This window comes from Salmonella sp. SJTUF15581 (assembly GCF_043356775.1).
Taxonomy (GTDB): domain Bacteria; phylum Pseudomonadota; class Gammaproteobacteria; order Enterobacterales; family Enterobacteriaceae; genus Salmonella; species Salmonella enterica.
The window spans coordinates 1-20904 of the sequence record NZ_JBEUJY010000024.1; the positions used below are offsets into that span (position 1 = coordinate 1).

Annotated in this window: 37 protein-coding genes and 1 pseudogene; 34 read left to right on the plus strand and 4 right to left on the minus strand. The window is 50.5% G+C overall.

All coding sequences use genetic code 11. The features are described from left to right. From tuf to bfr, 3 genes are all read left to right on the plus strand, one after another. Positions 1 to 1050 (plus strand): elongation factor Tu (tuf, locus tag ABVN36_RS23680; RefSeq protein ID WP_025712197.1); only part of this gene is annotated, 1050 nt, incomplete at its 5' end. 184 nt (positions 1051 to 1234) lie between these two features. Continuing rightward, positions 1235 to 1429, plus strand: a complete 195-nt coding sequence (bfd, locus tag ABVN36_RS23685) for a bacterioferritin-associated ferredoxin (RefSeq protein ID WP_023138351.1) — start codon at positions 1235 to 1237, stop codon at positions 1427 to 1429. Between the two features lie 72 nt (positions 1430 to 1501). Then, positions 1502 to 1978 (plus strand): bacterioferritin, encoded by a 477-nt coding sequence (bfr, locus tag ABVN36_RS23690; RefSeq protein WP_023138350.1) that lies wholly within the window; start codon positions 1502 to 1504, stop codon positions 1976 to 1978. On the opposite strand, the gene hopD is transcribed toward bfr, so the two are convergent. Beyond that, the gene (gene hopD, locus ABVN36_RS23695; protein ID WP_023138349.1) at positions 1975 to 2442 is read right to left on the minus strand and encodes an A24 family peptidase; all 468 of its coding nucleotides are present in this window, start codon (positions 2440 to 2442) and stop codon (positions 1975 to 1977) included. The two genes, bfr and hopD, sit on opposite strands and share 4 nt — an antisense overlap. A gap of 379 nt (positions 2443 to 2821) precedes the next feature. On the opposite strand from hopD, the gene rpsJ reads away from it, so the two are divergent. The 31 genes and pseudogenes from rpsJ to ABVN36_RS23850 all read left to right on the plus strand — a co-directional run. Beyond that, on the plus strand, positions 2822 to 3133 hold the full coding sequence (rpsJ, locus tag ABVN36_RS23700; protein ID WP_001181005.1) for a 30S ribosomal protein S10: 312 nt from the start codon (positions 2822 to 2824) through the stop codon (positions 3131 to 3133). Positions 3134 to 3165: 32 nt separating this feature from the next. After that, on the plus strand, positions 3166 to 3795 hold the full coding sequence (rplC, locus tag ABVN36_RS23705; protein WP_000579838.1) for a 50S ribosomal protein L3: 630 nt from the start codon (positions 3166 to 3168) through the stop codon (positions 3793 to 3795). A 10-nt stretch (positions 3796 to 3805) separates the two neighbouring features. Then, positions 3806 to 4411, plus strand: coding sequence for a 50S ribosomal protein L4 (rplD, locus tag ABVN36_RS23710; RefSeq protein WP_000424395.1), 606 nt, complete (start codon positions 3806 to 3808; stop codon positions 4409 to 4411). Next, positions 4408 to 4710 (plus strand): 50S ribosomal protein L23, encoded by a 303-nt coding sequence (gene rplW, locus ABVN36_RS23715; RefSeq protein ID WP_000617546.1) that lies wholly within the window; start codon positions 4408 to 4410, stop codon positions 4708 to 4710. The genes rplD and rplW overlap by 4 nt, the downstream gene beginning before the upstream one ends. 17 nt (positions 4711 to 4727) lie before the next feature. Then, positions 4728 to 5549 carry a 50S ribosomal protein L2 gene (rplB, locus tag ABVN36_RS23720; RefSeq protein WP_000301869.1) on the plus strand — a complete coding sequence of 274 codons (822 nt, stop codon included), beginning with the start codon at positions 4728 to 4730 and terminating at the stop codon, positions 5547 to 5549. 16 nt (positions 5550 to 5565) lie between these two features. Next, on the plus strand, positions 5566 to 5844 hold the full coding sequence (rpsS, locus tag ABVN36_RS23725; RefSeq protein ID WP_001138115.1) for a 30S ribosomal protein S19: 279 nt from the start codon (positions 5566 to 5568) through the stop codon (positions 5842 to 5844). Positions 5845 to 5858: 14 nt separating this feature from the next. Continuing rightward, on the plus strand, positions 5859 to 6191 hold the full coding sequence (gene rplV, locus ABVN36_RS23730) for a 50S ribosomal protein L22 (protein WP_000447529.1): 333 nt from the start codon (positions 5859 to 5861) through the stop codon (positions 6189 to 6191). 17 nt (positions 6192 to 6208) lie between these two features. Beyond that, the gene (rpsC, locus tag ABVN36_RS23735) at positions 6209 to 6910 is read left to right on the plus strand and encodes a 30S ribosomal protein S3 (protein WP_000529945.1); all 702 of its coding nucleotides are present in this window, start codon (positions 6209 to 6211) and stop codon (positions 6908 to 6910) included. Positions 6911 to 6922: 12 nt separating this feature from the next. Continuing rightward, complete coding sequence (rplP, locus tag ABVN36_RS23740; RefSeq protein WP_000941208.1) at positions 6923 to 7333, plus strand: 50S ribosomal protein L16; 411 nt, start codon at positions 6923 to 6925, stop codon at positions 7331 to 7333. After that, positions 7333 to 7524, plus strand: a complete 192-nt coding sequence (gene rpmC / locus ABVN36_RS23745; RefSeq protein ID WP_000644742.1) for a 50S ribosomal protein L29 — start codon at positions 7333 to 7335, stop codon at positions 7522 to 7524. The genes rplP and rpmC overlap by 1 nt, the downstream gene beginning before the upstream one ends. Then, positions 7524 to 7778 (plus strand): 30S ribosomal protein S17, encoded by a 255-nt coding sequence (gene rpsQ, locus ABVN36_RS23750; RefSeq protein ID WP_000130101.1) that lies wholly within the window; start codon positions 7524 to 7526, stop codon positions 7776 to 7778. Before rpmC ends, rpsQ begins: the two co-directional genes overlap by 1 nt. 163 nt (positions 7779 to 7941) lie before the next feature. Beyond that, the gene (rplN, locus tag ABVN36_RS23755) at positions 7942 to 8313 is read left to right on the plus strand and encodes a 50S ribosomal protein L14 (protein ID WP_000613954.1); all 372 of its coding nucleotides are present in this window, start codon (positions 7942 to 7944) and stop codon (positions 8311 to 8313) included. A 10-nt stretch (positions 8314 to 8323) separates the two neighbouring features. Further along, on the plus strand, positions 8324 to 8638 hold the full coding sequence (gene rplX, locus ABVN36_RS23760) for a 50S ribosomal protein L24 (RefSeq protein ID WP_000729185.1): 315 nt from the start codon (positions 8324 to 8326) through the stop codon (positions 8636 to 8638). Between the two features lie 14 nt (positions 8639 to 8652). After that, positions 8653 to 9192 carry a 50S ribosomal protein L5 gene (rplE, locus tag ABVN36_RS23765; RefSeq protein ID WP_001096206.1) on the plus strand — a complete coding sequence of 180 codons (540 nt, stop codon included), beginning with the start codon at positions 8653 to 8655 and terminating at the stop codon, positions 9190 to 9192. Between the two features lie 14 nt (positions 9193 to 9206). After that, entirely contained in the window at positions 9207 to 9512 is a 306-nt protein-coding gene (gene rpsN / locus ABVN36_RS23770) for a 30S ribosomal protein S14 (protein WP_001118932.1), read from the plus strand. 33 nt (positions 9513 to 9545) lie between these two features. Continuing rightward, a complete protein-coding gene (gene rpsH / locus ABVN36_RS23775) occupies positions 9546 to 9938 on the plus strand; it encodes a 30S ribosomal protein S8 (RefSeq protein ID WP_000062611.1) in 393 nt (130 codons plus the stop codon). A gap of 12 nt (positions 9939 to 9950) precedes the next feature. Next, entirely contained in the window at positions 9951 to 10484 is a 534-nt protein-coding gene (gene rplF, locus ABVN36_RS23780) for a 50S ribosomal protein L6 (RefSeq protein WP_000091939.1), read from the plus strand. 9 nt (positions 10485 to 10493) lie between these two features. Further along, a complete protein-coding gene (rplR, locus tag ABVN36_RS23785; protein WP_000358956.1) occupies positions 10494 to 10847 on the plus strand; it encodes a 50S ribosomal protein L18 in 354 nt (117 codons plus the stop codon). Positions 10848 to 10861: 14 nt separating this feature from the next. Beyond that, positions 10862 to 11365: a 30S ribosomal protein S5 gene (gene rpsE / locus ABVN36_RS23790; protein ID WP_000940121.1), complete on the plus strand. Its 504-nt coding sequence runs from the start codon at positions 10862 to 10864 to the stop codon at positions 11363 to 11365. A gap of 3 nt (positions 11366 to 11368) precedes the next feature. After that, positions 11369 to 11548, plus strand: coding sequence for a 50S ribosomal protein L30 (gene rpmD, locus ABVN36_RS23795; protein WP_001140434.1), 180 nt, complete (start codon positions 11369 to 11371; stop codon positions 11546 to 11548). A gap of 3 nt (positions 11549 to 11551) precedes the next feature. After that, positions 11552 to 11986 carry a 50S ribosomal protein L15 gene (gene rplO / locus ABVN36_RS23800; RefSeq protein WP_001238917.1) on the plus strand — a complete coding sequence of 145 codons (435 nt, stop codon included), beginning with the start codon at positions 11552 to 11554 and terminating at the stop codon, positions 11984 to 11986. Between the two features lie 7 nt (positions 11987 to 11993). Next, complete coding sequence (gene secY, locus ABVN36_RS23805) at positions 11994 to 13325, plus strand: preprotein translocase subunit SecY (RefSeq protein WP_001118864.1); 1332 nt, start codon at positions 11994 to 11996, stop codon at positions 13323 to 13325. 31 nt (positions 13326 to 13356) lie between these two features. Continuing rightward, positions 13357 to 13473 carry a 50S ribosomal protein L36 gene (gene rpmJ, locus ABVN36_RS23810; RefSeq protein WP_000868187.1) on the plus strand — a complete coding sequence of 39 codons (117 nt, stop codon included), beginning with the start codon at positions 13357 to 13359 and terminating at the stop codon, positions 13471 to 13473. Positions 13474 to 13619: 146 nt separating this feature from the next. Continuing rightward, positions 13620 to 13976 (plus strand): 30S ribosomal protein S13, encoded by a 357-nt coding sequence (gene rpsM, locus ABVN36_RS23815; protein WP_000090780.1) that lies wholly within the window; start codon positions 13620 to 13622, stop codon positions 13974 to 13976. Positions 13977 to 13992: 16 nt separating this feature from the next. Further along, on the plus strand, positions 13993 to 14382 hold the full coding sequence (gene rpsK / locus ABVN36_RS23820; protein ID WP_001029758.1) for a 30S ribosomal protein S11: 390 nt from the start codon (positions 13993 to 13995) through the stop codon (positions 14380 to 14382). Between the two features lie 33 nt (positions 14383 to 14415). Next, entirely contained in the window at positions 14416 to 15036 is a 621-nt protein-coding gene (gene rpsD / locus ABVN36_RS23825) for a 30S ribosomal protein S4 (protein ID WP_000135226.1), read from the plus strand. A 25-nt stretch (positions 15037 to 15061) separates the two neighbouring features. Next, a complete protein-coding gene (locus ABVN36_RS23830) occupies positions 15062 to 16051 on the plus strand; it encodes a DNA-directed RNA polymerase subunit alpha (protein ID WP_001162094.1) in 990 nt (329 codons plus the stop codon). A 40-nt stretch (positions 16052 to 16091) separates the two neighbouring features. Next, on the plus strand, positions 16092 to 16475 hold the full coding sequence (gene rplQ, locus ABVN36_RS23835) for a 50S ribosomal protein L17 (protein ID WP_001216370.1): 384 nt from the start codon (positions 16092 to 16094) through the stop codon (positions 16473 to 16475). Between the two features lie 107 nt (positions 16476 to 16582). Then, on the plus strand, positions 16583 to 16951 hold the full coding sequence (locus tag ABVN36_RS23840) for a DUF1992 domain-containing protein (protein ID WP_112324632.1): 369 nt from the start codon (positions 16583 to 16585) through the stop codon (positions 16949 to 16951). 10 nt (positions 16952 to 16961) lie between these two features. After that, positions 16962 to 17387 (plus strand): Zn(2+)-responsive transcriptional regulator, encoded by a 426-nt coding sequence (zntR, locus tag ABVN36_RS23845; protein ID WP_000285585.1) that lies wholly within the window; start codon positions 16962 to 16964, stop codon positions 17385 to 17387. A gap of 57 nt (positions 17388 to 17444) precedes the next feature. Beyond that, positions 17445 to 17648, plus strand: a pseudogene (locus tag ABVN36_RS23850) (alternative ribosome-rescue factor A); the annotation flags it as partial. Between the two features lies 1 nt (position 17649). On the opposite strand, the gene mscL reads toward ABVN36_RS23850, so the two are convergent. The 3 genes from mscL to rsmB all read right to left on the minus strand — a co-directional run bounded on the left by mscL (position 17650) and on the right by rsmB (position 20892). Beyond that, entirely contained in the window at positions 17650 to 18063 is a 414-nt protein-coding gene (gene mscL / locus ABVN36_RS23855; RefSeq protein ID WP_000008119.1) for a large-conductance mechanosensitive channel protein MscL, read from the minus strand. A 141-nt stretch (positions 18064 to 18204) separates the two neighbouring features. Further along, complete coding sequence (gene trkA / locus ABVN36_RS23860; protein WP_000691374.1) at positions 18205 to 19581, minus strand: Trk system potassium transporter TrkA; 1377 nt, start codon at positions 19579 to 19581, stop codon at positions 18205 to 18207. 21 nt (positions 19582 to 19602) lie between these two features. Further along, positions 19603 to 20892: a 16S rRNA (cytosine(967)-C(5))-methyltransferase RsmB gene (gene rsmB / locus ABVN36_RS23865; protein WP_023138348.1), complete on the minus strand. Its 1290-nt coding sequence runs from the start codon at positions 20890 to 20892 to the stop codon at positions 19603 to 19605. Between the last annotated feature and the right edge of the window lie 12 nt (positions 20893 to 20904).

Here is a 20904-nt window from a genome sequence, read left to right on the forward strand (position 1 = left end):
GCATTCGACCAGATCGATAACGCGCCGGAAGAAAAAGCGCGTGGTATCACCATCAACACTTCTCACGTTGAATACGATACCCCGACCCGCCACTACGCACACGTAGACTGCCCGGGGCACGCCGACTATGTTAAAAACATGATCACTGGTGCTGCTCAGATGGACGGCGCGATCCTGGTTGTTGCTGCGACTGACGGCCCGATGCCGCAGACCCGTGAGCACATCCTGCTGGGTCGTCAGGTAGGCGTTCCGTACATCATCGTGTTCCTGAACAAATGCGACATGGTTGATGACGAAGAGCTGCTGGAACTGGTTGAAATGGAAGTTCGTGAACTTCTGTCTCAGTACGACTTCCCGGGCGACGACACTCCGATCGTTCGTGGTTCTGCTCTGAAAGCGCTGGAAGGCGACGCAGAGTGGGAAGCGAAAATCATCGAACTGGCTGGCTTCCTGGATTCTTACATCCCGGAACCAGAGCGTGCGATTGACAAGCCGTTCCTGCTGCCGATCGAAGACGTATTCTCCATCTCCGGTCGTGGTACCGTTGTTACCGGTCGTGTAGAACGCGGTATCATCAAAGTGGGCGAAGAAGTTGAAATCGTTGGTATCAAAGAGACTCAGAAGTCTACCTGTACTGGCGTTGAAATGTTCCGCAAACTGCTGGACGAAGGCCGTGCCGGTGAGAACGTAGGTGTTCTGCTGCGTGGTATCAAACGTGAAGAAATCGAACGTGGTCAGGTACTGGCTAAGCCGGGCACCATCAAGCCGCACACCAAGTTCGAATCTGAAGTGTACATTCTGTCCAAAGATGAAGGCGGTCGTCATACTCCGTTCTTCAAAGGCTACCGTCCGCAGTTCTACTTCCGTACTACTGACGTGACTGGTACCATCGAACTGCCGGAAGGCGTAGAGATGGTAATGCCGGGCGACAACATCAAAATGGTTGTTACCCTGATCCACCCGATCGCGATGGACGACGGTCTGCGTTTCGCAATCCGTGAAGGCGGCCGTACCGTTGGTGCGGGCGTTGTTGCTAAAGTTCTGGGCTAATTACTCGTTAATTAGTTTTGAATTGAAGAGGGCGCTTCGGCGCCCTTTTTGTTGCCTGCTATTTAGCCGCTGTTATATTTATTCACCCTTTTTAACGCTTCTCCCGTGGCGTAAATCGCTTTGTGCTATTGTAATCATAACCATTCTCATTTACACTTTGTGCGGAAATTGAACGGGAGCGATCATGTACGTTTGTTTGTGTAATGGTATAAGCGATAAAAAAATCCGCCAGGCTGTACGACAATTTCATCCACAGTCATTTCAACAGTTGCGTAAATTTATTCCTGTGGGAAATCAATGTGGTAAGTGTATTCGCGCCGCGCGAGAAATGATGCAGGATGAGTTAACGCAAATGCCGGAATTTAAAGAGATCGCCTGAGTCACACTCTTTTTTTTGACATCCCTGTAGCCCCATCTACGCTCTAGAGAGTGGAAGCGGAGGGACTATAAAATGAAAGGTGATGTTAAAATCATAAATTATCTCAATAAACTATTGGGAAATGAGCTTGTCGCAATCAACCAATACTTTCTCCACGCGAGAATGTTCAAAAACTGGGGCCTGATGCGCCTCAATGATGTCGAGTACCATGAATCTATAGATGAGATGAAACACGCCGATAAATACATCGAGCGTATTTTATTCTTGGAAGGCATACCGAACCTACAGGATCTGGGTAAGCTGGGCATCGGTGAAGATGTCGAAGAGATGCTACGATCGGATCTCCGGCTCGAACTGGAAGGCGCAAAAGATCTACGTGAGGCAATAGCCTATGCCGATAGCGTTCATGATTATGTCAGCCGGGATATGATGATTGAAATTCTTGCCGACGAGGAAGGCCACATCGACTGGCTGGAAACTGAGCTGGATTTGATTGCCAAACTTGGTATGCAAAATTATCTGCAATCACAAATTAAGGTTACCGATTAACCGTCTGGAAAGAAAACTTTCCAACCTGTTATGAAACCCGCCACCGCCAGCCATGGCCCAAAAGGTAGCGGGTTTATTAATGCCAATTTACCTCTCACCAGTAGCGCGACGCCAAACCCGCCACAGGCCAACATAGCGGCAAGGAAAACCAGTAACGGCAGTGTTTCCCAACAATGCCACGCCCCTAAGGCAGCGAGGTACTTGACGTCGCCATATCCAAGCCCCTCTTTCTGATAACGCAGGCGATAGCCCCAGTAAATTAACGCGAATCCGCCATAGCCGGCGATAGCGCCCCAAAGCGCATCCGGTAAACGCTCCGGCAGGCAAATCTGGTGATAAAGCAGACCACCCCACAGCAATGGACAAGTAAACCGGTCAGGCAGCAGACCGGTACGCGCGTCGTATATGCCAAGTAATAAAGAGAACGATGCATAAAAAATGAGAAAGGGGAGGGCAACAAACATAAGCAAATCCTCGTCAAGGTTTGTGCTCACCTTTATAGATTTATGCGACAGCGACAACGACGTATTGCCAGGTTTGCCTGATGCCTTCCAAAGAAAAGATGCGCGTCGCCACCCCATGCGTACCATCTGGAATCATGCTCGCATAAGAATAAAGCGCTTAATTTCTATCCGACACTTGCGTCAGGCTGAGATTTACGTATAATGCGCGGGCTTGTCGTAATTGACGGCAGGTTCGATTTGAACCTCGAATAGCCGATTTGGCTATTTAACAATGCTCCCAATCGGGGAGCTACGTAAGAACGGTTACACTCTCCCATCAATCGTAATGGGTCTGAGGAGTAATCATTTTCGTTTATAAAATAATTGGAGCTCTGGTCTCATGCAGAACCAAAGAATCCGTATCCGCCTGAAAGCGTTTGATCATCGTCTGATCGATCAATCAACCGCGGAAATCGTCGAGACTGCCAAGCGCACTGGTGCGCAGGTTCGCGGTCCGATCCCGCTGCCGACCCGCAAAGAGCGCTTTACCGTTCTGATCTCTCCGCACGTTAACAAAGATGCGCGCGATCAGTACGAAATTCGCACTCACAAGCGTCTGGTTGACATCGTTGAGCCAACCGAGAAAACCGTTGATGCTCTGATGCGTCTGGACCTGGCTGCCGGTGTAGACGTGCAGATCAGCCTGGGTTAATCAGGTCATCGAGCGATTGAGAGGTTGATACAATGATTGGTTTAGTCGGTAAAAAAGTGGGTATGACCCGCATCTTCACTGAAGATGGCGTCTCTATCCCAGTAACCGTAATCGAAGTTGAAGCAAACCGTGTTACTCAGGTTAAAGACCTGGCTAACGATGGCTACCGCGCTGTTCAGGTTACTACGGGTGCTAAAAAAGCTAACCGTGTCACCAAGCCGGAAGCGGGTCACTTTGCTAAAGCTGGCGTAGAAGCTGGCCGTGGTCTGTGGGAATTCCGTCTGGCTGAAGGCGAAGAATACACCGTAGGTCAGAGCATCAGCGTTGAACTGTTTGCTGACGTTAAAAAAGTTGACGTAACCGGTACCTCTAAAGGTAAAGGTTTCGCTGGTACCGTTAAGCGCTGGAACTTCCGTACCCAGGACGCTACTCACGGTAACTCCTTGTCTCACCGCGTTCCGGGTTCTATCGGTCAGAACCAGACTCCGGGCAAAGTGTTCAAAGGCAAGAAAATGGCAGGTCAGATGGGTAATGAGCGCGTAACCGTTCAGAGCCTTGACGTAGTACGCGTTGACGCTGAGCGCAACCTGCTGCTGGTTAAGGGTGGTGTTCCGGGTGCAACCGGTTGCGACCTGATCGTTAAACCAGCTGTGAAGGCGTAAGGGGATAGCAATGGAATTAGTATTGAAAGACGCGCAGAGCGCGCTGACTGTTTCCGAAACTACCTTCGGTCGTGATTTCAACGAAGCGCTGGTTCACCAGGTTGTTGTTGCTTATGCAGCTGGTGCTCGTCAGGGTACTCGTGCTCAGAAGACTCGTGCTGAAGTAACTGGTTCCGGTAAAAAACCGTGGCGCCAGAAAGGCACTGGCCGTGCGCGTTCAGGTTCTATCAAGAGCCCGATCTGGCGTTCCGGTGGCGTGACCTTCGCTGCTCGTCCGCAGGACCACAGTCAAAAAGTTAACAAGAAGATGTACCGCGGCGCGCTGAAAAGCATCCTGTCCGAACTGGTACGTCAGGATCGTCTGATCGTTGTCGAGAAGTTCTCTGTAGAAGCGCCGAAAACTAAGCTGCTGGCACAGAAACTGAAAGACATGGCTCTGGAAGATGTGCTGATCATCACCGGTGAGCTGGACGAGAACCTGTTCCTGGCCGCACGTAACCTGCACAAGGTTGACGTACGCGATGCGACTGGTATCGACCCGGTTAGCCTGATCGCCTTCGACAAAGTCGTAATGACTGCTGATGCTGTTAAGCAAGTTGAGGAGATGCTGGCATGATTCGTGAAGAACGTCTGCTGAAGGTGCTGCGCGCACCGCACGTTTCTGAAAAAGCGTCTACTGCGATGGAAAAAACTAACACCATCGTTCTCAAAGTTGCTAAAGACGCGACCAAAGCAGAAATCAAAGCTGCTGTGCAGAAACTGTTTGAAGTCGAAGTCGAAGTCGTTAACACCCTGGTCGTTAAAGGGAAAGTTAAACGTCACGGACAGCGTATCGGTCGTCGTAGCGACTGGAAAAAAGCTTACGTCACCCTGAAAGAAGGCCAGAATCTGGACTTCGTCGGCGGCGCTGAGTAAGTCGGAGGAGTAATACAATGGCAGTTGTTAAATGTAAACCGACATCTCCGGGTCGTCGCCACGTCGTTAAAGTGGTCAACCCAGAGCTGCACAAGGGCAAACCTTTTGCTCCGCTGGTTGAAAAAAACAGCAAATCCGGTGGTCGTAACAACAATGGCCGTATCACCACTCGTCATATCGGTGGTGGTCACAAACAGGCTTATCGTATTGTTGACTTCAAACGCAACAAAGACGGTATCCCGGCAGTTGTTGAACGTCTTGAGTACGATCCGAACCGTTCCGCGAACATCGCGCTGGTTCTGTACAAAGACGGCGAACGCCGTTACATCCTGGCCCCGAAAGGCCTGAAAGCTGGCGACCAGATTCAGTCTGGCGTTGATGCTGCAATCAAAGCAGGCAACACCCTGCCGATGCGCAATATCCCGGTTGGTTCTACCGTTCATAACGTAGAAATGAAACCAGGTAAAGGCGGTCAGCTGGCACGTTCCGCTGGTACTTACGTTCAGATCGTTGCTCGCGATGGCGCTTATGTCACCCTGCGTCTGCGTTCTGGTGAAATGCGTAAAGTCGAAGCAGACTGCCGTGCAACCCTGGGCGAAGTTGGCAATGCTGAGCATATGCTGCGCGTTCTGGGTAAAGCAGGTGCTGCACGCTGGCGTGGCGTTCGTCCTACCGTTCGCGGTACTGCGATGAACCCAGTAGACCACCCACATGGTGGTGGTGAAGGTCGTAACTTTGGTAAGCACCCGGTAACTCCGTGGGGCGTTCAGACCAAAGGTAAGAAGACCCGCAGCAACAAGCGTACTGATAAATTCATCGTACGTCGCCGTAGCAAATAATTTTAGAGGATAAGCCATGCCACGTTCTCTCAAGAAAGGTCCTTTTATTGACCTGCACTTGCTGAAGAAGGTAGAGAAAGCGGTGGAAAGCGGAGACAAGAAGCCCCTGCGCACCTGGTCCCGTCGTTCAACGATCTTTCCTAACATGATCGGTTTGACCATCGCTGTCCATAATGGTCGTCAGCACGTTCCGGTATTTGTTTCCGACGAAATGGTCGGTCACAAACTGGGTGAATTCGCACCGACTCGTACTTATCGCGGCCACGCTGCTGATAAAAAAGCGAAGAAGAAATAAGGTAGGAGGAAGAGATGGAAACTATCGCTAAACATCGCCATGCTCGTTCTTCTGCTCAGAAGGTTCGCCTTGTTGCTGACCTGATTCGCGGTAAGAAAGTGTCGCAGGCTCTGGATATTCTGACCTACACCAACAAGAAAGCGGCTGTACTGGTCAAGAAAGTTCTGGAATCTGCCATTGCTAACGCTGAACACAACGATGGCGCTGACATTGACGATCTGAAAGTTACGAAAATTTTCGTAGACGAAGGCCCGAGCATGAAGCGCATTATGCCGCGTGCAAAAGGTCGTGCAGATCGCATCCTGAAGCGCACCAGCCACATCACTGTGGTTGTGTCCGATCGCTGAGACTCTGGAGACTAGCAATGGGTCAGAAAGTACATCCTAATGGTATTCGCCTGGGTATTGTAAAACCATGGAACTCTACCTGGTTTGCGAACACCAAAGAATTCGCTGACAACCTGGACAGCGATTTTAAAGTACGTCAGTACCTGACGAAGGAACTGGCTAAAGCGTCTGTATCTCGTATCGTTATCGAGCGTCCGGCTAAGAGCATCCGTGTGACTATTCACACCGCTCGCCCGGGTATCGTTATCGGTAAAAAAGGTGAAGACGTAGAAAAACTGCGTAAGGTCGTAGCGGATATCGCTGGCGTTCCTGCACAGATCAACATCGCCGAAGTTCGTAAACCTGAACTGGACGCTAAACTGGTTGCTGACAGCATCACTTCTCAGCTGGAACGTCGCGTTATGTTCCGTCGTGCGATGAAGCGTGCTGTACAGAACGCCATGCGTCTGGGCGCTAAAGGTATCAAAGTTGAAGTTAGCGGCCGTCTGGGCGGCGCGGAAATCGCACGTACCGAATGGTACCGCGAAGGTCGCGTACCGCTGCACACTCTGCGTGCTGACATCGACTACAACACCTCTGAAGCGCACACCACTTATGGTGTAATCGGCGTTAAAGTGTGGATCTTCAAAGGCGAGATCCTGGGTGGTATGGCTGCTGTTGAACAACCGGAAAAACCGGCTGCTCAACCGAAAAAGCAGCAGCGTAAAGGCCGTAAATAAGGAGCGTCGCTGATGTTACAACCAAAGCGTACAAAATTCCGTAAAATGCACAAAGGCCGCAACCGTGGTCTGGCTGCAGGCGCGGATGTTAGCTTCGGCAGCTTCGGCCTGAAAGCTGTTGGCCGTGGTCGTCTGACTGCCCGTCAGATCGAAGCAGCACGTCGTGCTATGACCCGTGCAGTTAAGCGTCAAGGTAAGATCTGGATCCGTGTATTCCCGGACAAACCGATCACTGAAAAGCCGCTGGCAGTGCGTATGGGTAAAGGTAAAGGTAACGTGGAGTATTGGGTTGCCTTGATTCAGCCGGGTAAAGTCCTGTATGAAATGGACGGCGTACCGGAAGAGCTGGCCCGTGAAGCATTCAAGCTGGCAGCAGCGAAACTGCCGATTAAAACCACCTTTGTAACTAAGACGGTGATGTAATGAAAGCAAAAGAGCTGCGTGAGAAGAGCGTTGAAGAGCTGAACACCGAGCTACTGAACCTGCTGCGTGAGCAGTTCAACCTGCGTATGCAGGCTGCAAGTGGCCAGCTGCAACAGTCTCACCTGTTGAAGCAAGTGCGTCGTGATGTCGCACGCGTTAAGACTTTACTGACTGAGAAGGCGGGTGCGTAATGACCGATAAAATCCGTACTCTGCAAGGTCGCGTGGTTAGCGACAAAATGGAGAAATCCATTGTTGTTGCTATCGAACGTTTTGTGAAACACCCGATCTACGGTAAATTCATCAAGCGTACGACCAAAATGCACGTACATGACGAGAACAACGAATGCGGTATCGGCGACGTGGTTGAAATCCGCGAATGCCGTCCGCTGTCCAAGACCAAATCCTGGACTCTGGTTCGCGTTGTAGAGAAAGCGGTTCTGTAATACAGTACGCATTCTCAACGAATAAACGGCTCAGCGATGGGCCGTTTATTTTTTCTACCCATATCTGATTTGCGGTGTTATAATGCCGCGCCCTCGATATGGGGTTTTTTTAACGACCTGATTTTCGGGTCTCAGTAGTAGTTGACATTAGCGGAGCACTAAAATGATCCAAGAACAGACTATGCTGAACGTCGCCGACAACTCCGGTGCACGTCGCGTAATGTGTATCAAGGTTCTGGGTGGCTCGCACCGTCGCTACGCAGGCGTAGGCGACATCATTAAGATCACCATCAAAGAAGCGATTCCGCGTGGTAAGGTCAAAAAAGGTGATGTGCTGAAGGCGGTAGTGGTGCGCACCAAGAAGGGTGTTCGTCGCCCGGACGGTTCTGTCATTCGCTTCGATGGTAATGCATGCGTTATTTTAAACAATAACAGCGAGCAGCCTATCGGTACGCGTATTTTTGGGCCGGTAACTCGTGAACTTCGTAACGAGAAGTTCATGAAAATTATCTCTCTGGCACCAGAAGTACTCTAAGGAGCGAATCATGGCAGCGAAAATCCGTCGTGATGACGAAGTTATCGTGTTAACCGGTAAAGATAAAGGTAAACGCGGTAAAGTTAAGAATGTCCTGTCTTCCGGCAAGGTCATTGTTGAAGGTATCAACCTGGTTAAGAAACACCAGAAGCCGGTTCCGGCTCTGAACCAACCGGGCGGCATCGTTGAAAAAGAAGCTGCAATTCAGGTTTCTAACGTTGCAATCTTCAATGCGGCAACCGGCAAGGCTGACCGTGTAGGCTTTAGATTCGAAGACGGCAAAAAAGTCCGTTTCTTCAAGTCTAACAGCGAAACTATCAAGTAATTTGGAGTAGTACGATGGCGAAACTGCATGATTACTACAAAGACGAAGTAGTTAACAAACTCATGACTGAGTTTAACTACAATTCTGTCATGCAAGTCCCTCGGGTCGAGAAGATCACCCTGAACATGGGTGTTGGTGAAGCGATCGCTGACAAGAAACTGCTGGATAACGCAGCAGCAGACCTGACAGCAATCTCCGGTCAAAAACCGTTGATCACCAAAGCACGCAAATCTGTTGCAGGCTTCAAAATCCGTCAGGGCTATCCGATCGGCTGTAAAGTAACTCTGCGTGGCGAACGCATGTGGGAGTTCTTTGAGCGCCTGATCACTATTGCTGTTCCTCGTATCCGTGACTTCCGTGGCTTGTCCGCTAAGTCATTCGACGGTCGTGGTAACTACAGCATGGGTGTCCGTGAGCAGATCATCTTCCCAGAAATCGACTACGATAAAGTCGACCGCGTTCGTGGTTTGGATATTACCATTACCACTACTGCGAAATCTGACGAAGAAGGCCGTGCTCTGCTGGCTGCCTTTGACTTCCCGTTCCGCAAGTAAGGTAGGGTTACTAAATGGCTAAGCAATCAATGAAAGCACGCGAAGTAAAACGCGTAGCTTTAGCTGATAAATACTTCGCGAAACGCGCTGAACTGAAAGCGATCATCTCTGATGTGAACGCAACCGACGAAGATCGTTGGAATGCGGTTCTTAAGCTGCAGACTCTGCCGCGTGATTCCAGCCCGTCACGTCAGCGTAACCGCTGCCGTCAAACTGGTCGTCCGCACGCTTTCCTGCGGAAGTTCGGGTTGAGCCGTATTAAGGTCCGTGAAGCCGCTATGCGCGGTGAAATTCCGGGTCTGAAAAAGGCTAGCTGGTAATTGTCACCAATTGAATCACGGGAGTAAAGACAGATGAGCATGCAAGATCCGATCGCGGATATGCTGACCCGTATCCGTAACGGTCAGGCCGCGAACAAAGCTGCGGTCACCATGCCTTCCTCCAAGCTGAAAGTGGCAATTGCCAACGTGCTGAAGGAAGAAGGTTTTATTGAAGATTTTAAAGTTGAAGGCGACACCAAGCCGGAACTGGAACTGACTCTTAAGTATTTCCAGGGTAAAGCTGTTGTAGAAAGCATTCAGCGTGTCAGCCGCCCAGGTCTGCGCATCTACAAACGTAAAGATGAGCTGCCGAAAGTTATGGCCGGTCTGGGTATCGCAGTTGTTTCTACCTCTAAAGGTGTTATGACTGATCGTGCAGCGCGCCAGGCTGGTCTTGGTGGCGAAATTATCTGCTACGTAGCCTAATCGGAGGAAAAAATGTCTCGTGTTGCTAAAGCACCGGTCGTTGTTCCTGCCGGCGTTGATGTCAAAATCAACGGTCAGGTTATTACGATCAAAGGTAAAAACGGCGAGCTGACTCGTACTCTCAACGATGCTGTTGAAGTTAAACATGCAGATAATGCACTGACCTTCGGTCCGCGTGATGGTTACGCAGACGGTTGGGCACAGGCTGGTACCGCGCGTGCCCTGCTGAACTCAATGGTTATCGGTGTTACCGAAGGCTTCACTAAGAAGCTGCAGCTGGTTGGTGTAGGTTATCGTGCAGCGGTTAAAGGGAATGTAGTAAACCTGTCTTTAGGTTTCTCTCACCCGGTTGACCATCAGCTGCCGGCAGGTATCACTGCTGAATGTCCGACTCAAACTGAAATCGTGCTGAAAGGCGCTGATAAGCAGGTGATCGGCCAGGTTGCAGCAGATCTGCGCGCCTACCGTCGTCCTGAGCCTTACAAAGGCAAGGGTGTTCGTTACGCCGACGAAGTCGTGCGTACCAAAGAGGCTAAGAAGAAGTAAGGTAACACTATGGATAAGAAATCTGCTCGTATCCGTCGTGCGACCCGCGCACGCCGCAAGCTCAAAGAGCTGGGCGCAACTCGCCTGGTGGTACATCGTACCCCGCGTCATATTTACGCACAGGTAATTGCACCGAACGGTTCTGAAGTTCTGGTAGCTGCTTCTACTGTAGAAAAAGCTATCGCTGAACAACTGAAGTACACCGGTAACAAAGACGCGGCTGCAGCTGTGGGTAAAGCTGTCGCTGAACGCGCTCTGGAAAAAGGCATCAAAGATGTGTCCTTTGACCGTTCCGGGTTCCAATATCATGGTCGTGTCCAGGCACTGGCAGATGCTGCCCGTGAAGCTGGCCTTCAGTTCTAAGGTAGAGGTGTAAGATGGCTCACATCGAAAAACAAGCTGGCGAACTGCAGGAAAAGCTGATCGCGGTAAACCGCGTATCTAAAACCGTTAAAGGTGGTCGTATTTTCTCCTTCACAGCTCTGACTGTAGTAGGCGATGGTAACGGTCGCGTAGGTTTTGGTTACGGTAAAGCGCGTGAAGTTCCAGCAGCGATCCAGAAAGCGATGGAAAAAGCCCGTCGCAATATGATTAACGTCGCGCTGAACAACGGCACCCTGCAGCACCCGGTTAAAGGTGTTCACACGGGGTCTCGTGTATTCATGCAGCCAGCTTCCGAAGGTACCGGTATCATCGCCGGTGGTGCAATGCGCGCCGTTCTGGAAGTTGCTGGGGTTCATAACGTTCTGGCTAAAGCATACGGTTCCACCAACCCGATCAACGTGGTTCGTGCAACTATTGATGGCCTGGAAAATATGAATTCTCCAGAAATGGTCGCTGCCAAGCGTGGTAAATCCGTTGAAGAAATTCTGGGGAAATAAACCATGGCAAAGACTATTAAAATTACTCAAACCCGCAGTGCAATCGGTCGTCTGCCGAAACACAAGGCAACGCTGCTTGGCCTGGGTCTGCGTCGTATTGGCCACACCGTAGAGCGCGAGGATACTCCTGCTGTTCGTGGTATGGTCAACGCGGTTTCCTTCATGGTTAAAGTTGAGGAGTAAGAGATGCGTTTAAATACTCTGTCTCCGGCCGAAGGCTCCAAAAAGGCGGGTAAACGCCTGGGTCGTGGTATCGGTTCTGGCCTCGGTAAAACCGGTGGTCGTGGTCACAAAGGTCAGAAGTCTCGTTCTGGCGGTGGCGTACGTCGCGGTTTCGAGGGTGGTCAGATGCCTCTGTACCGTCGTCTGCCGAAATTCGGCTTCACTTCTCGCAAAGCAGCGATTACAGCCGAAGTTCGTCTGTCTGACCTGGCGAAAGTAGAAGGCGGCGTTGTAGACCTGAACACGCTGAAAGCGGCAAACATTATCGGTATCCAGATCGAGTTCGCGAAAGTGATCCTGGCTGGCGAAGTCACTACTCCGGTAACTGTTCGTGGCCTGCGTGTTACTAAAGGCGCTCGTGCTGCTATCGAAGCTGCTGGCGGTAAAATCGAGGAATAAGTAGCAGATGGCTAAACAACCGGGATTAGATTTTCAAAGTGCCAAAGGTGGCTTAGGTGAGCTGAAACGCAGACTGCTGTTTGTTATCGGCGCGCTGATTGTGTTCCGTATTGGCTCTTTTATTCCGATCCCTGGTATTGATGCCGCTGTACTTGCCAAACTGCTTGAGCAACAGCGAGGCACCATCATTGAAATGTTTAACATGTTCTCTGGTGGTGCTCTCAGCCGTGCTTCTATCTTTGCCCTGGGGATCATGCCGTATATTTCGGCGTCGATCATTATCCAGCTGTTGACGGTGGTTCATCCAACGCTGGCAGAAATTAAGAAAGAAGGGGAGTCTGGTCGTCGTAAGATCAGCCAGTACACCCGTTACGGTACTCTGGTGCTGGCGATATTCCAGTCGATCGGTATTGCTACCGGTTTGCCGAATATGCCTGGTATGCAGGGCCTGGTGATGAATCCAGGCTTTGCATTCTATTTCACCGCTGTTGTAAGTCTGGTTACAGGGACGATGTTCCTGATGTGGCTCGGCGAACAGATTACTGAGCGCGGTATCGGTAACGGTATCTCAATCATCATCTTCGCTGGTATCGTTGCGGGACTCCCGCCAGCCATTGCCCATACTATCGAGCAAGCGCGTCAAGGCGACCTGCACTTCCTCGTGTTGCTGTTGGTTGCAGTATTAGTATTTGCAGTGACGTTCTTTGTAGTATTCGTTGAACGTGGTCAACGCCGTATTGTGGTAAACTACGCCAAACGTCAGCAAGGTCGTCGTGTCTATGCTGCACAGAGCACACATTTACCGCTGAAAGTGAATATGGCGGGGGTAATCCCGGCAATCTTCGCTTCCAGTATTATTCTGTTCCCGGCGACCATCGCGTCATGGTTCGGGGGCGGTACTGGTTGGAACTGGCTGACAACAATTTCGCTGTATTTGCAGCCTGGGCAACCGCTTTATGTGTTACTCTATGCGTCTGCAATCATCTTCTTCTGTTTCTTCTACACGGCGTTGGTTTTCAACCCGCGTGAAACAGCAGATAACCTGAAGAAGTCCGGTGCATTTGTACCAGGAATTCGTCCGGGAGAGCAAACGGCGAAGTATATCGATAAAGTAATGACCCGCCTGACCCTGGTTGGTGCGCTGTATATTACCTTTATCTGCCTGATCCCGGAGTTCATGCGTGATGCAATGAAAGTGCCGTTCTACTTCGGTGGGACCTCACTGCTTATCGTTGTTGTCGTGATTATGGACTTTATGGCTCAAGTGCAAACTCTGATGATGTCCAGTCAGTATGAGTCTGCATTGAAGAAGGCGAACCTGAAAGGCTACGGCCGTTAATTGGTCGCCTGAGAAGTTACGGAGAGTAAAAATGAAAGTTCGTGCTTCCGTCAAGAAATTATGCCGTAACTGCAAAATCGTTAAGCGTGATGGTGTCATCCGTGTGATTTGCAGTGCCGAGCCGAAGCATAAACAGCGCCAAGGCTGATTTTTTCGCATATTTTTCTTGCAAAGTTGGGTTGAGCTGGCTAGATTAGCCAGCCAATCTTTTGTATGTCTGTACGTTTCCATTTGAGTATCCTGAAAACGGGCTTTTCAGCATGGTACGTACATATTAAATAGTAGGAGTGCATAGTGGCCCGTATAGCAGGCATTAACATTCCTGATCAGAAACACGCCGTGATCGCGTTAACTTCGATCTACGGTGTCGGCAAGACCCGTTCTAAAGCCATCCTGGCTGCAGCGGGTATCGCTGAAAATGTTAAGATCAGTGAGCTGTCTGAAGAACAAATCGACACGCTGCGTGACGAAGTTGCCAAATTTGTCGTTGAAGGTGATCTGCGCCGTGAAATCAGCATGAGCATCAAGCGCCTGATGGATCTTGGTTGCTATCGCGGTTTGCGTCATCGTCGTGGTCTCCCGGTTCGCGGTCAGCGTACCAAGACCAACGCTCGTACCCGTAAGGGTCCGCGCAAACCGATCAAGAAATAATCGGGGTGATTGAATAATGGCAAAGGCACCAGTTCGCGCACGTAAACGTGTAAGAAAACAAGTCTCTGACGGCGTGGCTCATATCCATGCTTCTTTCAACAACACCATCGTGACTATTACCGATCGTCAGGGTAATGCGCTGGGTTGGGCAACAGCCGGTGGTTCCGGTTTCCGTGGTTCTCGCAAATCCACTCCGTTTGCAGCTCAGGTTGCAGCAGAGCGTTGCGCTGACGCCGTGAAAGAATACGGTATCAAGAATCTGGAAGTTATGGTTAAAGGTCCGGGTCCAGGCCGCGAATCTACTATTCGTGCTCTGAACGCCGCTGGTTTCCGCATCACTAATATTACTGATGTGACTCCGATCCCTCATAACGGTTGTCGTCCGCCGAAAAAACGTCGCGTATAACGCTTCGTTTTCCAGGTTAGTTGGAGAAAGAAAATGGCAAGATATTTGGGTCCTAAGCTCAAGCTGAGCCGTCGTGAGGGCACCGACTTATTCCTTAAGTCTGGCGTTCGCGCGATCGATACCAAGTGTAAAATTGAACAAGCTCCTGGCCAGCACGGTGCGCGTAAGCCGCGTCTGTCTGACTATGGTGTGCAGTTGCGTGAAAAGCAAAAAGTTCGCCGCATTTACGGTGTGCTGGAGCGTCAGTTCCGTAACTACTACAAAGAAGCAGCACGTCTGAAAGGCAACACCGGTGAAAACCTGTTGGCTCTGCTGGAAGGTCGTCTGGACAACGTTGTATACCGTATGGGCTTCGGCGCCACTCGTGCAGAAGCACGTCAGTTGGTTAGCCATAAAGCAATTATGGTAAACGGTCGTGTTGTTAACATCGCTTCTTATCAGGTTAGTCCGAATGACGTTGTTAGCATTCGTGAGAAAGCGAAGAAGCAGTCTCGCGTGAAAGCCGCTCTGGAGCTGGCTGAGCAGCGTGAAAAGCCAACCTGGCTGGAAGTTGATGCTGGCAAGATGGAAGGTACGTACAAGCGTAAGCCTGAGCGTTCTGATCTGTCTGCGGACATTAACGAACACCTGATCGTCGAGCTTTACTCCAAGTAAAGCTTAGTACCAAAGAGAGGACACAATGCAGGGTTCTGTGACAGAGTTTCTAAAACCGCGCCTGGTAGATATCGAGCAAGTGAGTTCGACGCACGCCAAGGTGACCCTTGAGCCTTTAGAGCGTGGCTTCGGCCATACTCTGGGTAACGCACTGCGCCGTATTCTGCTCTCATCGATGCCGGGTTGCGCGGTGACCGAGGTTGAGATTGATGGTGTACTACATGAGTACAGCACCAAAGAAGGCGTTCAGGAAGACATCCTGGAAATCCTGCTCAACCTGAAAGGGCTGGCGGTGAGAGTTCAGGGTAAAGATGAAGTTATTCTTACCTTGAATAAATCTGGCATTGGCCCTGTGACTGCAGCCGATATCACCCATGATGGGGATGTCGAAATCGTCAAGCCGCAGCACGTGATCTGCCACCTGACCGATGAAAACGCGTCTATTAGTATGCGTATCAAAGTTCAGCGCGGTCGTGGTTATGTGCCGGCTTCTACCCGAATTCATTCGGAAGAAGATGAGCGCCCAATCGGCCGTCTGCTGGTCGACGCCTGCTACAGCCCTGTAGAGCGTATTGCCTACAATGTTGAAGCAGCGCGTGTAGAACAGCGTACCGACCTGGACAAGCTGGTCATCGAAATGGAAACCAACGGCACAATCGATCCTGAAGAGGCGATTCGTCGTGCGGCAACCATCCTGGCTGAACAACTGGAAGCTTTCGTTGATTTACGTGATGTACGTCAACCGGAAGTGAAAGAAGAGAAACCAGAATTCGATCCGATCCTGCTGCGCCCTGTTGACGATCTGGAATTGACTGTCCGCTCTGCTAACTGCCTCAAGGCAGAAGCTATCCACTATATCGGTGATCTGGTACAGCGTACCGAGGTTGAGCTTCTTAAGACGCCTAACCTGGGTAAAAAATCTCTTACCGAGATTAAAGACGTGCTGGCTTCCCGTGGACTGTCTCTGGGTATGCGCCTGGAAAACTGGCCACCGGCAAGCATCGCTGACGAGTAACCGGATCACAGGTTAAGGTTTTACTGAGAAGGATAAGGTCATGCGCCATCGTAAGAGTGGTCGTCAACTGAACCGCAACAGCAGCCATCGCCAGGCTATGTTCCGCAACATGGCAGGTTCACTGGTTCGTCATGAAATCATCAAGACGACCCTGCCTAAAGCGAAAGAGCTGCGTCGCGTAGTTGAGCCGCTGATTACTCTTGCCAAGACTGATAGCGTTGCTAATCGTCGTCTGGCATTCGCCCGTACTCGTGATAACGAGATCGTGGCAAAACTGTTTAACGAGCTGGGCCCGCGTTTCGCGAGCCGCGCCGGTGGTTACACTCGCATTCTGAAGTGTGGCTTCCGTGCAGGCGACAACGCGCCGATGGCATACATCGAGCTGGTTGATCGTTCAGAGAAAACAGAAGCTGCTGCAGAGTAATCTGTAGTAACGTAAAAAAACCCGCTTCGGCGGGTTTTTTTATACCCTCCTGAACCCCACATATCTACAATAATTGTATTCTTTTCGTTCAATCCCTGGAGCGACACATGTGGTTACTTGACCAGTGGGCAGAGCGTCATATTATCGAGGCACAGCGTAAAGGCGAGTTTGATAATCTGCCTGGCCGCGGCGAGCCGCTTATTCTGGATGATGATTCTCATGTGCCGGCGGAACCTCGTGCGGGTTATCGCTTACTCAAGAATGCGGGCTGTCTTCCCCCTGAGCTGGAGCAGCGCAGAGATGCTATTCAGTTACTTGATATCCTCAACAGTATCCGGGAAGATGACCCTCGATACCATCAGGTTAGTCGCCAGCTCTCCCTGCTTGAACTAAAACTTCGGCAGGCTGGGTTGAGTACCGACTTTTTACACGGTGAGTATGCAGAAAAACTGCTGCATAAAATCAACGATAATTAACGGAGCTTGTATGTATCGCATTGGTGAGCTGGCAAAGCTGGCAGACGTAACGCCTGATACCATTCGCTACTATGAAAAACAGCAGATGATGGATCATGAGGTACGTACTGAAGGCGGGTTTCGTCTGTATACCGAAAACGATCTGCAGCGTCTCAAATTTATTCGTTATGCGCGACAGTTGGGTTTCACGCTCGACTCGATCCGCGAACTTTTATCGATCCGAATTGATCCTGAGCACCATACCTGTCAGGAGTCAAAAAGTATTGTGCAAGAGCGATTGCAGGAGGTTGAAGCCAGGATTGCGGAACTGCAAACGATGCAGCGTTCGTTACAAAGGCTTAATGATGCTTGTTGCGGAACGGCCCACAGTAGCGTCTATTGTTCCATTCTGGAAGCCCTGGAGCAGGGGGCCAGTGGAGCGAAATCAGGATGTTGATTTATTGAACCGGCGGGGCTACACTCGCGCCGTTAATTTATACAATCGGGAGACATTATGAGTCGTTATCAACATAAGAAAGGGCAGATAAAGGACAATGCCATTGAGGCATTACTGCACGATCCACTGTTCAGGCAACGCGTTGAAAAAAATAAGAAAGGCAAAGGAAGTTATCTGCGTAAAGGTAAACACGGTAATCGAGGGAACTGGGAGGCCAGTGGCAAGAAAGTAAGTGACTTTTTTACCACTGGCCTTCTGCTTATTAAGAACGGTTATTTTGTTCTTTCAGCAGATCGCGGATTTCGCCCAATAACACTTCCTCTTTAGAAGGCGCTGGCGGAGCTGCCGGCTCTTCTGCTTTTTTACGGTTGAGTCTGTTGATAAGCTTAATGGCAACAAAGATAGCAAAGGCCACAATCACAAAATCAAATACGTTCTGGATAAACACGCCGTAATGCATGACGACCGCCGGAATATCTCCCTGCGCTTCGCGTAACGTAAAAGCAAATTGTTTAAAGTCGATCCCGCCGATTAACAATCCCAACGGCGGCATAATGATATCGGCAACCAGTGAAGAAACAATCTTACCGAATGCCGCGCCAATAATGACACCCACTGCCAAATCCACAACATTCCCGCGCATCGCGAATTCGCGAAATTCTTTAATAAAACTCATTTTTATTCTCCCTATGCAGCTGACGTTATAAGTTTAACAAATGCTAAGGCATTTTCCATTTACGGCTTCTGTTTAGCGAAATAAATTAAACCTTGATAAATAAAGGGAATTAAAAAGGGCGCTGAATGAGCGCCCCTTAAATTAGAGGAAGAAAGGACTTGGCTGGAACAGACGTTCGACGTCGGTAATAAACTTTTTATCGGTCAAAAACATAATGACGTGATCGCCTTGTTCAATGCGCAAATTGTCATTAGCAATCATGACATCATTACCGCGAACGACCGCGCCAATAATGGTGCCTGGCGGCAGTTTAATTTCGTCAATGACGCGGCCAACCACGCGGGAAGTGCTTTCATCGCCGTGCGCGACGGCTTCGATGGCTTCGGCAACCCCGCGACGTAGTGAGGAAACGCCGACGATATCTGCTTTACGCACATGGCTCAGTAATGCAGAGATGGTGGCCTGCTGCGGAGAAATCGCAATATCTATAACGCTACCCTGCACAAGATCGACATAAGCTCGACGCTGAATCAGCACCATCACTTTTTTGGCACCCATCCGCTTAGCCAACATCGCGGACATGATATTGGCTTCATCATCGTTAGTGACCGCGATAAAGAGATCGACCTGATCAATATGCTCCTCCGCCAGCAATTCCTGATCGGAAGCGTCGCCAAAAAAGACGATCGTGTTTTGCAGTTTCTCAGCCAGTTCTGCGGCGCGTTGTTGATCGCGTTCGATCAATTTAACGCTATAGTCTTTTTCCAGACGCCTTGCCAGCCCGGCGCCGATATTGCCGCCGCCCACCAGCATGATGCGCTTGTAGGGTTTTTCCAGACGCTGTAATTCGCTCATTACTGCACGGATATGCTGTGAAGCCGCAATAAAGAAGACTTCATCCCCTGCTTCCACGATAGTCGAGCCCTGAGGACGGATTGGTCTGTCATGGCGGAAAATTGCGGCAACGCGGGTATCGATATGCGGCATATGCTCTCGCATTGTCGAGAGCGCGTTACCTATTAGTGGACCGCCATAGTAGGCTTTTACTACTGCCAGACTGACTTTCCCTTCGGCAAAGTTTACAACCTGTAATGCTCCCGGATACTCGATCAGACGATAAATATTATCGATAACCAACTGCTCCGGCGCGATCAGATGATCAATCGGAACCGCTTCAGAATGAAAGAGTTTATCCGCATCGCGAACATAGTCCGGGGAGCGAATGCGGGCGATACGGTTTGGAGTGTTGAAGAGTGAATAGGCTACCTGACAGGCAACCATATTAGTTTCATCTGAACTGGTGACAGCGACCAGCATATCCGCATCGTCAGCGCCCGCTTCGCGCAACACGCGGGGATGCGAACCATGCCCCTGAACTACGCGTAGATCGAACTTATCTTGCAAACTGCGTAACCGTTCGCCGTTGGTATCAACCACCGTGATGTCGTTGTTTTCGCCGACCAGGTTTTCCGCCAGTGTTCCGCCAACTTGCCCTGCGCCCAGTATGATAATTTTCATCAGTCGTGGCCCGTTATCTCATCACTTCTTGATTAGCTTAGCGTAAAAGAACCCATCACCTTCTTCGCCGCCCGGCAGATTCTGCTGTCCTGGCTGATCAGGTGTTCCCGTTTCGCTGAGCGCGGCATCGGGAGTGCGTTGCAAAAAGGCTTTGATCTGATCGCGGTTTTCTTCCGGCAGTACGGAACAGGTGGCGTAAACCAGCGTCCCGCCGGGCTTCAGGCGCGGCCAGACGGCATCAAGAATTTCCGCCTGTAATTGCGCCAGTTCCGCGATATCGCGATCGCGACGCAGCCATTTGATATCTGGATGACGGCGAATGACGCCGGTTGCGGAGCAGGGCGCATCCAGCAGAATACGGTCAAACTGCTGCTCGCCGCACCATTGGGCGGGATAACGTCCATCCCCTTGTTGAACTGTCGCTTTCATCCCAAGACGCTTTAGGTTGTCGTAAACGCGGGAGAGTCGTTGTTCATCAATATCAACCGCCAACACGTCTGCTTCGGGGGCCGCTTCGAGAATATGCGTAGTTTTACCGCCGGGCGCGGCGCACAAGTCTAAAATGTGCTCACCGTTCTGAGGAGCGAGAAAAACCGCACATCCCTGCGCAGAGGCATCCTGGACAGTTACCCAACCCTCAGCAAAACCGGGTAAAGCATGTACCGGAGCTGGCGTTTCCAGACGTACAGCGTCGGGATAATCGGGATGGGGATATCCCTTCATGCCTGCGTCTTCAAGTAAGCCAAGCCAACCGTCGCGGGTGTGGTGTGTACGATTTACACGTAGCCACATCGGTGGACGCTGGTTATTCGCTTCAATAATGTGTTGCCACTGTGTGGGGTAAGCATTTTGCAAACGCTTTACCAGCCAATCTGGATGTAAAAAGCGCGCATCGCTGGTCGCAAACTCATTAAGCAACGTTTCCTGCTGGCGCTGAAACTGGCGCAGGACGCCGTTAATTAACCCTTTCAACTGCGGACGTTTGATGGAGACCGCGCCTTCAACGGTTTCAGCCAGCGCCGCATGGGGAGGAACGCGGGTGTACAGCAACTGATAAAAGCCGACCATAATTAAGTAATGCACTGTACGCTGCTTGCCGGTCATTGGACGAGACATCAGCTTATTGATCAGCCATTCCAGCTGTGAAAGAGTTCGCAGGACGCCAAAGCACAGCTCCTGAAGTAGCGCTTTGTCTTTATCGGCGACTTTTTGTTGCAGCGGCGGGAGCACATTACTTAATGATTGTCCCTGTTCGACGACCTGTTCAACGGCCTGTGCTGCCAGACTACGTAAATTGTTTTGTTTTTTCATATGTATAAAATA

What these genes read in the sequence shown, in the direction of transcription:
- rplD (WP_000424395.1), top strand. Translation starts at nt 3,806, where the DNA reads ATGGAATTAGTATTGAAAGACGCGCAGAGCGCGCTGACTGTTTCCGAA.
- bfr (WP_023138350.1), top strand. Translation starts at nt 1,502, where the DNA reads ATGAAAGGTGATGTTAAAATCATAAATTATCTCAATAAACTATTGGGA.
- rplR (WP_000358956.1), top strand. Translation starts at nt 10,494, where the DNA reads ATGGATAAGAAATCTGCTCGTATCCGTCGTGCGACCCGCGCACGCCGC.
- rpsJ (WP_001181005.1), top strand. Translation starts at nt 2,822, where the DNA reads ATGCAGAACCAAAGAATCCGTATCCGCCTGAAAGCGTTTGATCATCGT.
- rplX (WP_000729185.1), top strand. Translation starts at nt 8,324, where the DNA reads ATGGCAGCGAAAATCCGTCGTGATGACGAAGTTATCGTGTTAACCGGT.
- rplP (WP_000941208.1), top strand. Translation starts at nt 6,923, where the DNA reads ATGTTACAACCAAAGCGTACAAAATTCCGTAAAATGCACAAAGGCCGC.
- rpmD (WP_001140434.1), top strand. Translation starts at nt 11,369, where the DNA reads ATGGCAAAGACTATTAAAATTACTCAAACCCGCAGTGCAATCGGTCGT.
- rplE (WP_001096206.1), top strand. Translation starts at nt 8,653, where the DNA reads ATGGCGAAACTGCATGATTACTACAAAGACGAAGTAGTTAACAAACTC.
- rpsD (WP_000135226.1), top strand. Translation starts at nt 14,416, where the DNA reads ATGGCAAGATATTTGGGTCCTAAGCTCAAGCTGAGCCGTCGTGAGGGC.
- rplN (WP_000613954.1), top strand. Translation starts at nt 7,942, where the DNA reads ATGATCCAAGAACAGACTATGCTGAACGTCGCCGACAACTCCGGTGCA.
- ABVN36_RS23830 (WP_001162094.1), top strand. Translation starts at nt 15,062, where the DNA reads ATGCAGGGTTCTGTGACAGAGTTTCTAAAACCGCGCCTGGTAGATATC.
- secY (WP_001118864.1), top strand. Translation starts at nt 11,994, where the DNA reads ATGGCTAAACAACCGGGATTAGATTTTCAAAGTGCCAAAGGTGGCTTA.
- rpsE (WP_000940121.1), top strand. Translation starts at nt 10,862, where the DNA reads ATGGCTCACATCGAAAAACAAGCTGGCGAACTGCAGGAAAAGCTGATC.
- bfd (WP_023138351.1), top strand. Translation starts at nt 1,235, where the DNA reads ATGTACGTTTGTTTGTGTAATGGTATAAGCGATAAAAAAATCCGCCAG.
- zntR (WP_000285585.1), top strand. Translation starts at nt 16,962, where the DNA reads ATGTATCGCATTGGTGAGCTGGCAAAGCTGGCAGACGTAACGCCTGAT.
- rpsS (WP_001138115.1), top strand. Translation starts at nt 5,566, where the DNA reads ATGCCACGTTCTCTCAAGAAAGGTCCTTTTATTGACCTGCACTTGCTG.
- rpsK (WP_001029758.1), top strand. Translation starts at nt 13,993, where the DNA reads ATGGCAAAGGCACCAGTTCGCGCACGTAAACGTGTAAGAAAACAAGTC.
- rpmJ (WP_000868187.1), top strand. Translation starts at nt 13,357, where the DNA reads ATGAAAGTTCGTGCTTCCGTCAAGAAATTATGCCGTAACTGCAAAATC.
- hopD (WP_023138349.1), bottom strand. Translation starts at nt 2,442, where the DNA reads ATGTTTGTTGCCCTCCCCTTTCTCATTTTTTATGCATCGTTCTCTTTA.
- rpmC (WP_000644742.1), top strand. Translation starts at nt 7,333, where the DNA reads ATGAAAGCAAAAGAGCTGCGTGAGAAGAGCGTTGAAGAGCTGAACACC.
- ABVN36_RS23840 (WP_112324632.1), top strand. Translation starts at nt 16,583, where the DNA reads ATGTGGTTACTTGACCAGTGGGCAGAGCGTCATATTATCGAGGCACAG.
- rsmB (WP_023138348.1), bottom strand. Translation starts at nt 20,892, where the DNA reads ATGAAAAAACAAAACAATTTACGTAGTCTGGCAGCACAGGCCGTTGAA.
- mscL (WP_000008119.1), bottom strand. Translation starts at nt 18,063, where the DNA reads ATGAGTTTTATTAAAGAATTTCGCGAATTCGCGATGCGCGGGAATGTT.
- rplO (WP_001238917.1), top strand. Translation starts at nt 11,552, where the DNA reads ATGCGTTTAAATACTCTGTCTCCGGCCGAAGGCTCCAAAAAGGCGGGT.
- rplC (WP_000579838.1), top strand. Translation starts at nt 3,166, where the DNA reads ATGATTGGTTTAGTCGGTAAAAAAGTGGGTATGACCCGCATCTTCACT.
- rpsN (WP_001118932.1), top strand. Translation starts at nt 9,207, where the DNA reads ATGGCTAAGCAATCAATGAAAGCACGCGAAGTAAAACGCGTAGCTTTA.
- rplF (WP_000091939.1), top strand. Translation starts at nt 9,951, where the DNA reads ATGTCTCGTGTTGCTAAAGCACCGGTCGTTGTTCCTGCCGGCGTTGAT.
- rplQ (WP_001216370.1), top strand. Translation starts at nt 16,092, where the DNA reads ATGCGCCATCGTAAGAGTGGTCGTCAACTGAACCGCAACAGCAGCCAT.
- rplV (WP_000447529.1), top strand. Translation starts at nt 5,859, where the DNA reads ATGGAAACTATCGCTAAACATCGCCATGCTCGTTCTTCTGCTCAGAAG.
- rpsC (WP_000529945.1), top strand. Translation starts at nt 6,209, where the DNA reads ATGGGTCAGAAAGTACATCCTAATGGTATTCGCCTGGGTATTGTAAAA.
- rpsQ (WP_000130101.1), top strand. Translation starts at nt 7,524, where the DNA reads ATGACCGATAAAATCCGTACTCTGCAAGGTCGCGTGGTTAGCGACAAA.
- rpsH (WP_000062611.1), top strand. Translation starts at nt 9,546, where the DNA reads ATGAGCATGCAAGATCCGATCGCGGATATGCTGACCCGTATCCGTAAC.
- rplB (WP_000301869.1), top strand. Translation starts at nt 4,728, where the DNA reads ATGGCAGTTGTTAAATGTAAACCGACATCTCCGGGTCGTCGCCACGTC.
- trkA (WP_000691374.1), bottom strand. Translation starts at nt 19,581, where the DNA reads ATGAAAATTATCATACTGGGCGCAGGGCAAGTTGGCGGAACACTGGCG.
- rplW (WP_000617546.1), top strand. Translation starts at nt 4,408, where the DNA reads ATGATTCGTGAAGAACGTCTGCTGAAGGTGCTGCGCGCACCGCACGTT.